A 14175-nucleotide genomic window follows, 5' to 3' on the forward strand; every position below is an offset into this window, starting at 1 on the left:
CCAACAGCACTGCTTCCCTTCCTCCCGCGCTGCGTTTCCGTTAGCGCGAAAGAGGCGTGATTCTAAGCACCCGCCCCCATCCACGCAAGCCCTTTGTGAAGAAAGTTTGAAAAAGCCTCCGTGCGCTGCCGCGCACCGAGGCTTTGGGCTCGACGAACGATGTCGTGCCGTCGACCCGCAAGCCGTCGGCAACCTTTCTCTATATATAAACGCGCGTCACTTGCCGCCCACCGCGGCCTGCAGTCGCTCGACCGGCACCGCGTCGGCCATCGCCGTGTAGCCCGCATCGCTCGGATGGATACCGTCGCCGCTATCGTATCGGCGCTGCAGCACGCTCGGGCGCGCCGGGTCGCGCAGCACCGCGTCGAAGTCCACCACGCCGTCGAACCCGCCGCCGCTGCGAATCCATCGGTTCACCTCGAGGCGGATCGCCTCGCGTCCGGCCGGCAACGCCGCCGGCGTGAGCGTCGCGCCGAACACCTTCACGCCCTGCCGGTGCGCCGCCTCGGTCAGGCGGCGATAGCCGTCGATCAGCGACGCGGCCGTCACCTGCGTATGCGGGTGATCGCAATCGAGCCCCGCGCGCGGCGGCATCGCCGCGAAGTTGATGTCGTTGATCCCGATCAGCACGATCGCCGCCTTCACCCCGGAGCGCGACAGCGCATCGCGCTCGAATCGCGACGCCAACGACGTGCCGTAGCAAGCGGAGTCGCTGAGCAGCCGGTTCCCGCTGATGCCGAGATTCACGACACCGATCGAATCGACGCCCGAAGCCGTCAGCCGGCGCGCGAGCGCGTCCGGCCAGCGGCGGTTCCGGTTCATGCTGGAGCGCAGCCCGTCGGTGATCGAATCGCCGATCGCTGCCACGCTGGCGCGCGCGGGGCCAGCTTCGACGGCCAGCTCGGTCACCCATGCATATTGGGTAAAACGGGTCCGGAACGCGGCGGTGCCCGGATCACCTACGTGATCACCTGGCGCGGACACGTAGTTGAACTGGTTCGATACGCGATGCCAGACCGTCATCCGCTGGTCCGCCCCCATCTGGAGACTGATCGCATACGGCCGCGCAGCCGTCACGCCGATCGCCACCGGGTCGCTTTCGAGCTCCTGGCCCGGTGCGAGCGTCACCGACGCCTTGCCGCCGAACCGAACCGGCATCGCCGCACCGTCGGCGAGCGCAGCACCGTCACCGGCGCGCGCGAGGCTCGCGGCCTCGACGACCAGCGGCGCGCGACCGTATGCATTGCTCACGCGAATCCGCGCGGCGCGCCCCGACACGGTCGGGTAGACGATCTGGCGCACGGTCCGACCGGCCACGTCGGGGGCGCGGTAAAGCGGCGGCGGCGCGGCGAGATCGGGAATCGGCTGCAGCGCGGTCGCCCACGCGGCGACCCAACCGGCCGGTGCGGCCGACACCGCAAGCGGCGCCACGAGAACGGCCGCACCCAGCACGGCCGCGGCGAAACTGCTTCGAAATGACATCGGCAACATCCTCATCGGAAAGCGGGCATTGTGCCGCAGAAGACGCGCGACCCACGTGCGGGGCCGCACTTGTGCCAGCTGATCGCGCCCCGTCGTCCCTCGTTTACCCGAATCTCCTCGCAAATCCGCAACAAATTTATTAACCGACCGGTCGGTTGGTTTATACTTCGCACACATTCAACCGGACGAGAGCTTTCGCCATGTACACGCAATCCCTCGACATCCCCGGCAACGTCGCGCCGCTCGACGCCGCAGCCGAGTCGCCCGAGCAGGCGCGGTTCGATGCGGTGATGGCCGCGGACGGCAAGATCGAACCGCAGGACTGGATGCCCGACGCGTATCGCAAGACGCTGGTACGCCAGATCTCGCAGCACGCGCATTCCGAAGTCGTCGGCATGCTGCCGGAAGGCAACTGGATCTCGCGCGCGCCGAGCCTGAAGCGCAAGGCGATCCTGCTCGCGAAGGTGCAGGACGAAGCCGGCCACGGTCTCTATCTGTATAGCGCGGCCGAAACGCTCGGCGTATCGCGCGACGCGCTGATCGACGCGCTGCACGCCGGCAAGGCGAAATACTCGAGCATCTTCAACTACCCGACGCCGACCTGGGCCGACGTCGGCGTGATCGGCTGGCTCGTCGACGGCGCCGCGATCATGAACCAGATCCCGCTGTGCCGCTGCACGTACGGCCCGTATGCGCGCGCGATGATCCGCGTGTGCAAGGAAGAGTCGTTCCACCAGCGCCAGGGTTTCGACGCGCTGCTGTCGATGATGAAGGGCAGCGACGCGCAGCGCGCGATGGTCCAGCAGGCCGTCGACCGCTGGTGGTGGCCGGTGCTGATGATGTTCGGCCCGAGCGATGCCGATTCGGTCCACAGCAGCCAGTCCGCGAAATGGGGCATCAAGCGGATCTCGAACGACGACCTGCGCCAGAAATTCGTCGACGCGACGGTCGACCAGGCAAAGGTGCTCGGCGTGACGCTGCCCGATCCCGACCTGAAATGGAACGAAGCGCGCGGCCACCACGACTACGGCACGATCGACTGGGATGAATTCTGGCGCGTGGTCAACGGCGACGGCCCGTGCAACAAGGAACGCCTCGCGACTCGCGTGAAAGCACACGAGGACGGCGCCTGGGTGCGCGAAGCCGCGCTCGCGCACGAAGCGAAGCGCCGCGCCCGCGCCGAACAGCACGCCGCCTGAGCGGCACCCCTCGAATTCAGGAATCAGGAGAAAGCGATGAACAAGGAATGGCCGATCTGGGAAGTGTTCGTGCGCAGCAAGCAGGGCCTCGACCACAAGCATTGCGGCAGCCTGCACGCCGCCGACGCGACGATGGCGCTGCGCATGGCGCGCGACGTGTACACGCGCCGCCAGGAAGGCGTGAGCATCTGGGTGGTGCCGTCGTCGGCGATCACCGCGTCGGACCCGAGCGAGAAGGCCGAACTGTTCGAGCCGGCGGGCGACAAGATCTACCGTCACCCGACGTTCTATACGCTGCCCGACGAAGTCAACCACATGTAACGCCCGCGCCATGACGATCACGCCCGAACACCTCTCCTACGTGCTGCGCCTCGCGGACAACGCGCTGATCCTCGGTCAGCGCAACGCCGAATGGTGCGGCCACGGTCCGATCCTCGAGGAAGACATCGCGCTCACCAACATGAGCCTCGACCTCATCGGCCAGGCCCGCATGCTGTACACGCACGCGGCCGAACTCGAGCGCCAGCTCACCGGCGCGACGAAGACCGAGGACGACTACGCGTACTTCCGCACCGAGCGCGAATTCGCGAACTTCACGCTCGCCGAGTTGCCGCACTTTGGCCCGCTCTCCGGTACCGCGCACGCCGACAAGGACTACGCGGTGACGATCGTGCGCAACTTCCTGTACGCGGCGCTGATGCTGCACGTCTGGAGCGCGCTGGAGACGTCGACCGACACGCAGCTGGCGGCGATCGCCGCGAAATCGGTGAAGGAAACCCGTTACCACGTACAGCATGCGCGCGAGTGGCTCGTGCGCCTCGGCGACGGCACCGACGAATCGCACCGCCGCGCGCAGGCCGCGCTCGACTACCTGATGCCGTACACGCGCGAATTCTTCGCCGCCGATGCGATCGACGACGCGATCGTCGCGCCGGGCATCGGCCCGGCACCGGCCGCGCTCGAAGCCGCGTGGCGCGCGGAGGTGGACGACGCGCTCGCGGAAGCCACGCTCGCGCTGCCGGCGCCCGTGAAGCATGTGACGACCGGCAAGCAGGGCGAGCACTCGGAACACATGGGCTACCTGCTCGCCGAAATGCAGAGCCTCGCGCGCCAGCACCCCGGCGCGAGCTGGTAACCGGCCCACGCCACGGAGCCCGACGATGTCCGCCCAGACCGCCGCCCCTGTCCACGCCGCCCCCGCCGCGCACCGCGACGATCCGCTGCTCGCCCGCGCGTGGGACGTGCTCGAAGCCGTGCCCGATCCGGAGATTCCGGTCGTGTCGATCCGCGAGCTCGGCATCCTGCGCGACGTCCGCCGCGCGGACGACGGCCAGCTCGAAGTCGTGATCACACCGACCTACTCGGGCTGCCCGGCGATGTCGCAGATCGCCGAGGACATCGCCGCCGCGCTGCAGGCCGCCGATCTGCCGCCGCACCGGATCGAGACGGTGCTCGCCCCCGCGTGGACGACCGACTGGATCACGCAGGAAGCGCGCGACAAGCTGCGCGCGTACGGCATCGCGCCGCCGGTCGGCCAGTGCGGCAGCGCCGCGCCGCGGGAGAACGTCGTGCGCTTCGTGCCGCGCCCGGTCGCGGCGCCTGCCTGCCCGCGCTGCGGCTCCGCGCGCACCGAACGTCTCGCGCAATTCGCGTCCACGGCGTGCAAGGCGCTGTATCGCTGCGTCGATTGCCGCGAACCCTTCGACTACTTCAAACCCTACTGAATATGGCGACCCCGCAATTTCACCCGCTGCGTATCCGCGACGTGCGGCCCGAGACCGCCGACGCCGTGACCGTCTCGTTCGACGTGCCGCCCGAGCTGCGCGACGCATACCGCTTCACGCAGGGCCAGTTCGTCACGCTGAAGACCCACATCGACGGCGAGGAGACGCGCCGCTCGTATTCGATCTGCGTCGGCACGACGGACTACGATCGCGACGGCGAACTGCGCATCGGCATCAAGCGCGTGCGCGGCGGCCGCTTCTCGAACTTCGCGTTCGACACGCTGAAGCCCGGCCACACGATCGACGTGATGACGCCGGATGGCCGCTTCTTCACACACCTGAACGCCGACCATGGCAAGCAGTACGTCGCGTTTTCCGGCGGCTCGGGGATCACGCCGGTGCTCGCGATCGTGAAGACGACGCTCGAGCTCGAGCCGCGCAGCACGTTCACGCTGATCTACGGCAACCGCAGCGTCGACGCGATCATGTTCGCGGAGGAGCTCGAGGACCTGAAGAACCGCTACATGAACCGCTTCGTCCTCTATCACGTGCTGTCGGACGATCTGCAGGACGTCGAGCTGTTCAACGGCGTGCTCGATCAGGCGAAATGCGCGGAATTCCTCGCGACGCTGACGCCAGCCGACGCGATCGACGAGGCGTTCATCTGCGGCCCGGCGCCGATGATGGACGCGGCCGAAGCCGCGCTGAAGGCGGCTGGCGTGCCGCAGGCGAAGGTGCACGTCGAGCGCTTCGGCACGCCGCTGCCGCAGGCCGGCGCACCGGTCGTCGAGATCACCGACCAGACGCCGGCCGCTGACCTCGAAATCGTGCTCGATGGCAAGAAGCGCAAGCTGCGTTTGCCGTACGAAGGCGTGAGCCTGCTCGACGTGGGCCTGCGCGCGGGCCTCGCGCTGCCGTACGCGTGCAAAGGCGGCGTGTGTTGTACCTGCCGCGCGAAGGTGGTCGAAGGCGAAGTGCGGATGGAGAAGAACTACACGCTCGAGGAGCATGAAGTGAAGGACGGTTTCGTGCTCACGTGCCAGTGCCACCCGATCAGCGACAAGGTCGTCGTGAGCTTCGACGAACGTTGAGCGGCATCGCGTCGCGGCGCCGGACGGTTTCTCGCCGTCACACATCTCGCTTACACTAGGGGCCGCCGGCCGGCTGGACATCGCAACGTCCGCCCGGCCGGCGGTTTTCTTTTGTTGACGACAGGCCGATGAGTACCATTCATGTGATTCAGGGCGGCACCGCCGCCGCGTCGCTGCGCGAGGCCCTTGCGCAAGCCGGACGCGACGAGCGCGTCGTCGGGTTGCTCGACGATCTCGGCGTCGGGCCGCTGAAGGGCGTCGACGAGACGCCCGACACGCGCGCCGCCTTCTGGCAGCACGTGCTCGGCGACCAGATTCCCGACTGGAACGCGGAAATCGAGGGCGAATTCGCACGCCTCGACCAGCTCGCGACGGATGCCGGCCAGGTCGTCGTGTGGCACGCGCCGAGCGTCGGCGACAAGCTGCTGCTGCGCCGCGTCGCCTATCACCTGCGCAACGTGCCGCAACGCCTGAACGAGGTACGGCTGTCGGCCGCCGACCTCGACGCCGCGCCGCGCGCAGCGCTGTCGCGCACCGACCAGGCGTGCTCGACCGGGATGTTCTCGCCCGCGGAACTGGCGCGCAAGCGGCCGGCGGCCGCGCCGGTCTCGGTCCTGCGCATCGGCCGCCTCGCGCTCGAATGGCAGGAGGCGAAGCATCTGAACGCCGAACTGCGTTATTGGGTCAGCAACACGATCAAGAGCGGCCACTACGCCGATCTCGACGCGCTGATCGTCGCGCGCACGGCAGCCGACTGGCAGCCCGCGCGGCGCCTCGTCGGCAGCATCATGGCCGCCGCCGACCGCGGCGGCCTGTTCGTCAGCGACGCGATCGCGTGGTGGCGCTGCCGCGAACTCGCGGCAGCCGGCCGGCTCGAGCTCCAGGACGACGCGCCCGACGCCCTCTCTTCCACGCAAGTGCGCGCGGCCCGCGCCGCCGCGCACCGCTAATCTTCCGCATTCGACCATGGCCCGAACCCGAGCGCCCGACCACGAATCCCAGCGCGAGCAGATCCTCGACCTGGCCGCCGAGAAATTCGCGCAGACGAGTTACCCGAGCACGTCGATGTCCGATCTCGCGACCGCGAGCGGCACGTCGAAGGCACGGCTCTATCACTATTACGAGAGCAAGGAAGCGATCCTGTTCGACTTGCTCGACCGCTACACGAAACGGCTGATGCTGATCATCGCCGAGGTCGAGGGCGCGAGCCAGCGCCGCGGCCTCAGCGAGCGCGACGCGTTCGCCGAACTCGTGCGTGCGTTCCTCGCCGAGTACGAGACGTCGCACAGCCGCCACGTCGCGCTGCTCAACGACGTGAAATATCTGGAGGACGCGCAGCGCGAAATCGTGCTCGATCGCCAGCGCGACATCGTCGCGGCGTTCACGCGGCAGCTCGCGCGCGCCTACCCCGACCGCATCTCGAAGGAAAACCAGACCTCGGTGACGATGATGGTGTTCGGGATGATCAACTGGACTTTCACATGGCTGAAGCCGGGCGGGCGCCTCGGCTACCGCGACTTCGCCGAACAGGTGATCGACCTGATCGAGCGCGGGCTGTCGACGGCGGCCTGATTGCCGCGCAGCAGCATGCGTTGCGCGACGGGCACAGTGCGACCGACCGCCACGCATTTCATATGATGAATTTTAAATTCGTTTAAAATCAAATAGATAAAGAATGAACTAAGCGGATTTAGAATTCCCCCTCAGCACAAACAACGTCAAATACGGGTTTTCCCCAACCTCGCTCGGGTAAAATGCTGCTGCATTGCACAACCTGTTTGTGCACCCACACTGAGGAACCCACGATGAACACGCAATTCAACGGCCGTGCCGATGCTGTCGGCAAGGTCGGTAGTGCGCCGGTTCTCGTCAGGGAACTGGCTTCCAAAGACCGTGAGCAGATGCTCACCCACTTTCTCTCGCTCGACGAAGAGGACCGCCTGCTGCGCTTCGGCCAGATGGTGCCCGACCACGTGATCGAGAACTATGTCCGCACGATCGATTTCGGTCGCGATACCGTGTTCGGCGTGTTCGACCACGACCTCGAACTGATCGGCGTCGGCCATCTGGCCTATCTGCCGGCCGAGGGCGACAAGCGCACCGCCGAATTCGGCGTGTCGGTGCTCGAAAGCGCGCGCGGCCGCGGCGTCGGCTCGAAGCTGTTCGAGCGCGCGGCGATCCGCAGCCGCAACACGCACGTGACGATGCTGTACATGCATTGCCTGTCGCGCAACGCGACGATGATGCACATCGCGAAGAAGTCCGGGATGCGGATCGAGTATGCGTACGGCGAAGCCGATGCGTACCTGTCGCTACCGCCGGCCGACCACTCGACGATCATCGCCGAGATGCTGCAGGAGCAGGCCGCGGTGTTCGACTACGCGATGAAGCGCCAGGCGCGCCGTACGTCGAAGTTCATCGAATCGCTGATGCCCACCGCGCTGACGGCCTGACGTCGGCGGCGTCGGCCAGCCGGGTTGCGCCTGCGGCGCGCCCGGCACCCCTTCCTCCCTTCCCCGCCGCGCCAGCTAGCGCACCGAACGAATCGGCAACGCCGTCGTTTCCTTGAAGCAGTCGAGCGAGAAGCTCGTTTTCACGTCGATCACCGACGGGTGATGCAGCAGATGCTCCTGCACGAAGCGGGAGAAATGCGCCATGTCCTCGACCTGCACGCGCAACAGGTAATCCATGTCGCCCGTCATCGCATGGCACGCGACCACTTCCGGCCAGGTCTGCACGGCCGCGCGAAACAACTCCGCATGGGTCGCGCCCGCACGGGCCGACGTCTCGTCGGCCCGCATCGGCGCGAGGCCACCGCGCTTTTCGAGCCGCACGCTCACGTACGCGAGCAGGTCGAGCCCGAGCTTCTGCGGATTCAGCAGCGCGACGTAGCCGGTGATCACGCCCATTTCCTCGAGCCGCCTGATCCGCCGCAGGCACGGGCTCGGCGACAGGTTCACGCGCTCGGCGATCTCCTGGTTCGACAGGCGCCCGTTCTCCTGAAGAATCGCGAGAATTCGCCGATCGATGGCATCCAATTCGGCTTGCGCCATCTTCTGCCCTCCACTGATCATTTTGAGACTGGAAATTGCGTCATCGTAGGCGCGGGCGATTAAGTTCGCAAGTTTCCGCTCGCGGCCGCCCGCTACACTCTGTCGCATGTCTCGACTCGCCGCACACGCGCCTTGCGGGCGCGGCCGTCGACCTCGAACCACGCCGGGCACGCGCACGCCGCCCCGGCCGATCGCCCCGCACAGGAGACACGACATGCAGATCCCCACCTGGGACAATCCCGTCGGCACCGACGGTTTCGAATTCATCGAATACACGGCACCGGACCCGAAAGCACTCGGACAATTGTTCGAACGGATGGGTTTCACCGCGATCGCGCGCCATCGCCACAAGGACGTGACGGTGTACCGCCAGGGCGACATCAACTTCATCATCAACGCCGAACCCGATTCGTTCGCGCAACGCTTCGCGCGGCTGCACGGCCCGTCGATCTGCGCGATCGCGTTCCGCGTGCAGGACGCGGCAAAGGCGTACCAGCGCGCGCTCGAACTCGGCGCATGGGGCTTCGACAACAAGACGGGCCCGATGGAGCTGAACATCCCGGCGATCAAGGGCATCGGCGATTCGCTGATCTATTTCGTCGACCGCTGGCGCGGCAAGAACGGCGCGCAGCCGGGCGCGATCGGCGACATCAGCATCTACGACGTCGACTTCGAGCCGATTCCCGGCGCGAACCCGAACCCGGTCGGCCATGGCCTCACCTACATCGATCACCTGACGCACAACGTGCATCGCGGCCGCATGCAGGAATGGGCCGAGTTCTACGAGCGCCTGTTCAACTTCCGCGAAGTGCGCTACTTCGACATCGAAGGCAAGGTGACGGGCGTGAAGTCGAAGGCGATGACGTCGCCGTGCGGCAAGATCCGCATCCCGATCAACGAGGAAGGCTCGGACACCGCCGGCCAGATCCAGGAGTACCTCGACGCGTATCACGGCGAAGGCATCCAGCACATCGCGCTCGGCGCGAGCGACATCTACCAGGCGGTCGACGGGCTGCGCAGCAAGGAAGTGAAGCTGCTCGACACGATCGACACGTATTACGAGCTGGTCGACCGTCGCGTGCCGAACCACGGCGAATCGCTGGACGAGTTGAAGAAGCGCAAGATCCTGATCGACGGCGCGCGCGACGACCTGCTGCTGCAGATCTTCACCGAGAACCAGATCGGGCCGATCTTCTTCGAGATCATCCAGCGCAAGGGCAACCAGGGCTTCGGCGAAGGCAACTTCAAGGCGCTGTTCGAATCGATCGAGCTCGACCAGATCCGTCGCGGCGTCGTGCAGGACAAGGCCTGACGCTTTCCGCCGCGCGGCGGCGGCTCCGGCAGCCGGGGCGGCCGCGCCTTCCGCGCAGCGCAAAGAAAAAGGGCGGGAATCCGAGGATTCCCGCCCTTTTCATATTCCGGCGCAGCCCGCGGGCCGCGCGATCGCATCAACGCACGCTCGCCTTCGACTCGGCGGCACGCTCGACCGACGGCTGGGCTGCGGCACCCTGAGCCGGCACGATCTGCTGCATCTGCGCGCCGGCTACCGCCAGTGCGCTCGCGCCTCGCGCGTGCACCGGGCCGGTCATCGAGAAAAACGCGGCGGACACGATCAGGAAACTCTGGATATGACGTGTGTTCATTGCACCTCCTGTAAAACTGCCGGCGCCTCCCCGACTGCGTCGGAACGAACCCACGCGGCCGGGCACCTCCGGCAGGCCGACAAGATTAACGGCATTTGCCCGAAGATCAACGCGGCTTTACATGCTTTTACATGATGTAACGCATCATCTCGCCCTGTTTCTCAATGTGCGCCCCCCGTCCCTCCGCGTTGCGACCGATGGGCGGCGGGTTTGCCCCAGTGCTACCATCCCTTAAAACCGGCGAACATGCCGGCCACTGCAAACGCATCCAAAAGATGCCGACGCAACCGAAGTTTTGGTGATCCCAGACCGGGTGGAGGAGACAGTTAATGAATGCCCCGCTAGACGCAGACCAACGCGCGTCGCTAGAAGCCGCGCTGAAGTCCGTCACGCTTGACGACAAATACACACTGGAACGCGGCCGCGCGTACATGAGCGGCATCCAGGCCCTCGTGCGCCTGCCGATGCTCCAGCAGGAACGCGACCGCGCCGCCGGCCTCAATACGGCCGGCTTCATCTCCGGCTACCGCGGCTCGCCGCTCGGCGGCCTCGATCTGTCGCTCTGGAAAGCCAAGCAGCACCTGGCCGCTCACCAGATCGTGTTCCAGCCCGGCCTCAACGAAGATCTCGCCGCCACCGCCGTGTGGGGCTCGCAGCAGGTGAACCTGTACCCCGGCGCGAAATACGACGGCGTGTTCGGCATGTGGTACGGCAAGGGCCCGGGCGTCGACCGCACCGGCGACGTCTTCAAGCATGCGAACTCGGCTGGCTCGTCGCAGCACGGCGGCGTGCTGGTGCTCGCCGGCGACGACCACGCGGCGAAGTCGTCGACGCTCGCGCACCAGTCCGAACACATCTTCAAGGCCTGCGGGCTGCCGGTGCTGTTCCCGTCGAACGTGCAGGAATATCTCGATTTCGGCCTGCACGGCTGGGCGATGAGCCGCTACTCGGGCCTATGGGTCGCGCTCAAGTGCGTGACGGACGTCGTCGAATCGTCGGCGTCGGTCGACATCGACCCGCATCGCACCGAGATCGTGCTGCCGACCGACTTCATCCTGCCGGAAGGCGGGCTGAACATCCGCTGGCCCGATCCGCCCCTCGTGCAGGAAGCACGGCTGCTCGACTACAAGTGGTATGCGGCGCTCGCCTACGTGCGGGCGAACAAGCTCGACCGGATCGAGATCGATTCGCCGAACGCGCGCTTCGGGATCATGACCGGCGGCAAGGCGTATCTGGACGTGCGCCAGGCGCTGACCGACCTCGGGCTCGATGACGAGACGTGTGCGCGGATCGGCATCCGGCTCTACAAGGTCGGCTGCGTGTGGCCGCTCGAGGCGCAGGGTGCGCAAGCGTTCGCGCGCGGCCTCGACGAAATCCTGGTGGTCGAGGAAAAGCGCCAGATCCTCGAATACGCGATCAAGGAAGAGCTGTACAACTGGCCCGACGCGCAACGCCCGCGCGTGTTCGGCAAGTTCGACGAGAAGGACGGCGCCGGCGGCGAATGGTCGGTGCCGATGGGCAACTGGCTGCTGCCCGCGCACTACGAGCTGTCGCCGGCGATCATCGCGAAGGCGATCGCGACGCGGCTCGAGAAGTTCGAATTGCCGTCCGACGTGCGCGCGCGCATCGCCGCGCGGCTCGCGGTGATCAACGCGAAGGAAATGGCGCTCGCGAAGCCGCACGTGCAGACCGAGCGCAAGCCGTGGTTCTGCTCGGGCTGCCCGCACAACACGTCGACCAACGTGCCGGAAGGCTCGCGCGCGATCGCCGGCATCGGCTGCCACTACATGACCGTATGGATGGACCGCAGCACGAGTACCTTCAGCCAGATGGGCGGCGAAGGCGTGCCGTGGATCGGCCAGGCACCGTTCACCGACGAAAAGCACGTGTTCGCGAACCTAGGCGACGGCACCTACTTCCACTCGGGCCTGCTGGCCGTGCGCGCGGCGATCTCGTCGAAGGCGAACATCACCTACAAGATCCTCTACAACGACGCGGTGGCGATGACGGGCGGCCAGCCGGTCGACGGCGTGCTGACGGTGCCGCAGATCACGCACCAGCTCGCGTCCGAAGGCGCGAGGAAGATCGTGATCGTCACCGACGAGCCGGAGAAGTACGACAGCCAGAAGGCGCTGCTCGCGCCGGGCGTGACGATCCATCATCGCGACCAGCTCGACGACGTGCAGCGCGAGCTGCGCGAGATCGAAGGCACGACGATCCTGATCTACGACCAGACCTGCGCGACCGAGAAGCGCCGCCGCCGCAAACGCGGCACGTATCCGGACCCGGCGAAACGCGTCGTGATCAACGACGCGGTGTGCGAAGGCTGCGGCGACTGCTCGGTGCAGTCGAACTGCCTGTCGGTCGAGCCGCTGGAAACCGAATTCGGCACGAAGCGCCAGATCAACCAGTCGAGCTGCAACAAGGACTTTTCGTGCGTGAAGGGCTTCTGCCCGAGCTTCGTCACGGTCGAGGGCGGTCAGCTGAAGAAGCCGAAAGCCGTGTCGGTCGACGGCAGCGCATTGCCGCCGATTCCGGAACCGACGCTGCCGGCGATCGATCGCGCGTACGGCGTGCTCGTCACCGGCGTGGGCGGCACGGGCGTCGTGACGATCGGCGCGCTGCTCGGGATGGCCGCGCACCTGGAGAACAAGGGCGTGACCGTGCTGGACGTCACCGGCCTCGCGCAGAAAGGCGGCGCCGTGATGAGCCACGTGCAGATCTCGCACGCACCGACCGACATCCACGCCACGCGGATCGCGATGGGCGAAGCCGATCTCGTGATCGGTTGCGACGCGATCGTCACGGCCGGCGACGAGTGCACGTCGCGCATGCGCCACGACACGACGCGCGTGGTCGTCAACAGCGCACAGACGCCGACCGCCGAGTTCATCAAGAACCCGAACTGGGCGTTCCCGGGCCTGTCGGCCGAGAACGACATTCGCGCGGCAGCCGGTGAAGCGGTCGACTTCATCGACGCGAACCGCTTCGCGGTCGCGCTGCTCGGCGACGCGATCTACACGAACCCGTTCGTGCTCGGCTACGCGTGGCAGAAAGGCTGGCTACCGCTGACGCTCGCGTCGCTCGAACGCGCGATCGAGCTGAACGCGGTGTCGGTCGAGAAGAACCGTGCGGCGTTCGACTGGGGCCGCCGCGCCGCGTACGACCTCGCCAGCGTGAAGCAGGCCGCGGCCGGCGACGCCCGCCCCGCGCAAGGCGCCACGGTGATCTCGCTGCACACGAAGAAGGCGGTCGACGCGCTGATCGCGAAGCGCGTGGAATTCCTCACCGCGTACCAGAACGCCGCGTACGCGTCGCGCTATGCGGCCTTCGTCGACAAGGTGCGCGCCGCCGAGCGTGCGCTGGCGGACGGCGATACGGTGCAGGAGCCGCTGACCGAAGCGGTCGCGCGCAACCTGTTCAAGCTGATGGCGTACAAGGACGAATACGAGGTCGCGCGGCTGCAGTCCGACCCCGCGTTCCTCGCGCGCCTGACCGCGCAGTTCGAAGGCGACTGGAAGCTGAAATTCCACCTCGCGCCGCCGCTGTTCGCGAAGACGGACGCCCACGGCCATCTCGTGAAGAAGGCGTACGGCCCGTGGATGATGTCGGCGTTCCGGCTGCTCGCGAAGGCGAAGTTCCTGCGCGGCACGGGGCTCGACCCGTTCGGCCGCACCGCGGAGCGCCGCACCGAGCGCGCGCTGATCGGCGAGTACGAAGCGCTGATCGGCGAGTTGCTGGACAAGCTGAACGCGGCCAACCGCCCGCTCGCGCTCGAGCTCGCGGCGCTGCCGGACGGCATTCGCGGCTATGGCCACGTGAAGGAGAACAACCTGCGCGCGGTACGCCAGAAGTGGGACACGCTGCTCGCGAAGTGGCGTTCGCCGGCAGGCGGGCAGTCGCAGCAGCAGGTCGCCTAAGGGCGCGCGCGGCGGGCGTTCGCGGTCTGGACGCCCTTTCCGCGCCGCCGTCGCCCTTACGGC

The 14175-nt window shown here is 66.9% G+C and carries 13 protein-coding genes; 10 read left to right on the forward strand and 3 right to left on the reverse strand.

Going from position 1 to position 14175, the window contains the following annotated elements:
• Positions 1 to 216: 216 nt before the first annotated feature.
• Positions 217 to 1482 (reverse strand): SGNH/GDSL hydrolase family protein, encoded by a 1266-nt coding sequence (locus HWX07_RS34485; protein ID WP_175879247.1) that lies wholly within the window; start codon positions 1480 to 1482, stop codon positions 217 to 219.
• Positions 1483 to 1682: 200 nt separating this feature from the next.
• On the opposite strand from HWX07_RS34485, the gene paaA reads away from it, so the two are divergent.
• The 8 genes from paaA to HWX07_RS34525 all read left to right on the forward strand — a co-directional run bounded on the left by paaA (position 1683) and on the right by HWX07_RS34525 (position 7949).
• Positions 1683 to 2681, forward strand: coding sequence for a 1,2-phenylacetyl-CoA epoxidase subunit PaaA (paaA, locus tag HWX07_RS34490; RefSeq protein ID WP_059830023.1), 999 nt, complete (start codon positions 1683 to 1685; stop codon positions 2679 to 2681).
• Positions 2682 to 2717: 36 nt separating this feature from the next.
• Complete coding sequence (gene paaB, locus HWX07_RS34495) at positions 2718 to 3002, forward strand: 1,2-phenylacetyl-CoA epoxidase subunit PaaB (RefSeq protein ID WP_006482881.1); 285 nt, start codon at positions 2718 to 2720, stop codon at positions 3000 to 3002.
• Positions 3003 to 3012: 10 nt separating this feature from the next.
• Positions 3013 to 3816, forward strand: a complete 804-nt coding sequence (gene paaC / locus HWX07_RS34500) for a 1,2-phenylacetyl-CoA epoxidase subunit PaaC (RefSeq protein ID WP_175879248.1) — start codon at positions 3013 to 3015, stop codon at positions 3814 to 3816.
• 25 nt (positions 3817 to 3841) lie between these two features.
• A complete protein-coding gene (paaD, locus tag HWX07_RS34505) occupies positions 3842 to 4405 on the forward strand; it encodes a 1,2-phenylacetyl-CoA epoxidase subunit PaaD (RefSeq protein ID WP_175879249.1) in 564 nt (187 codons plus the stop codon).
• A 2-nt stretch (positions 4406 to 4407) separates the two neighbouring features.
• The gene (gene paaE / locus HWX07_RS34510) at positions 4408 to 5496 is read left to right on the forward strand and encodes a 1,2-phenylacetyl-CoA epoxidase subunit PaaE (protein ID WP_069232079.1); all 1089 of its coding nucleotides are present in this window, start codon (positions 4408 to 4410) and stop codon (positions 5494 to 5496) included.
• A gap of 128 nt (positions 5497 to 5624) precedes the next feature.
• Positions 5625 to 6446 (forward strand): DUF1835 domain-containing protein, encoded by an 822-nt coding sequence (locus tag HWX07_RS34515; protein WP_175879250.1) that lies wholly within the window; start codon positions 5625 to 5627, stop codon positions 6444 to 6446.
• 16 nt (positions 6447 to 6462) lie between these two features.
• Positions 6463 to 7068 carry a TetR/AcrR family transcriptional regulator gene (locus tag HWX07_RS34520; RefSeq protein ID WP_006482923.1) on the forward strand — a complete coding sequence of 202 codons (606 nt, stop codon included), beginning with the start codon at positions 6463 to 6465 and terminating at the stop codon, positions 7066 to 7068.
• Between the two features lie 233 nt (positions 7069 to 7301).
• Positions 7302 to 7949 (forward strand): GNAT family N-acetyltransferase, encoded by a 648-nt coding sequence (locus HWX07_RS34525; RefSeq protein WP_012327746.1) that lies wholly within the window; start codon positions 7302 to 7304, stop codon positions 7947 to 7949.
• 75 nt (positions 7950 to 8024) lie between these two features.
• Here HWX07_RS34525 and HWX07_RS34530 read toward each other — a convergent pair whose 3' ends face one another.
• Positions 8025 to 8549: an Lrp/AsnC family transcriptional regulator gene (locus HWX07_RS34530; RefSeq protein WP_011546655.1), complete on the reverse strand. Its 525-nt coding sequence runs from the start codon at positions 8547 to 8549 to the stop codon at positions 8025 to 8027.
• Positions 8550 to 8763: 214 nt separating this feature from the next.
• Here HWX07_RS34530 and hppD point away from each other — a divergent pair, with 214 nt between their 5' ends.
• Positions 8764 to 9861 (forward strand): 4-hydroxyphenylpyruvate dioxygenase, encoded by a 1098-nt coding sequence (gene hppD, locus HWX07_RS34535; RefSeq protein ID WP_175879251.1) that lies wholly within the window; start codon positions 8764 to 8766, stop codon positions 9859 to 9861.
• Positions 9862 to 9997: 136 nt separating this feature from the next.
• On the opposite strand, the gene HWX07_RS34540 is transcribed toward hppD, so the two are convergent.
• Positions 9998 to 10192, reverse strand: a complete 195-nt coding sequence (locus HWX07_RS34540; RefSeq protein ID WP_175879252.1) for a hypothetical protein — start codon at positions 10190 to 10192, stop codon at positions 9998 to 10000.
• A gap of 329 nt (positions 10193 to 10521) precedes the next feature.
• Between HWX07_RS34540 and HWX07_RS34545 the strand changes: the two genes are divergently transcribed.
• Positions 10522 to 14112, forward strand: coding sequence for an indolepyruvate ferredoxin oxidoreductase family protein (locus tag HWX07_RS34545; RefSeq protein WP_175879253.1), 3591 nt, complete (start codon positions 10522 to 10524; stop codon positions 14110 to 14112).
• Positions 14113 to 14175: the final 63 nt, after the last annotated feature.

This window comes from Burkholderia sp. BCC0097 (genome assembly GCF_902832985.1).
Classification (GTDB): Bacteria; Pseudomonadota; Gammaproteobacteria; order Burkholderiales; family Burkholderiaceae; genus Burkholderia; species Burkholderia orbicola.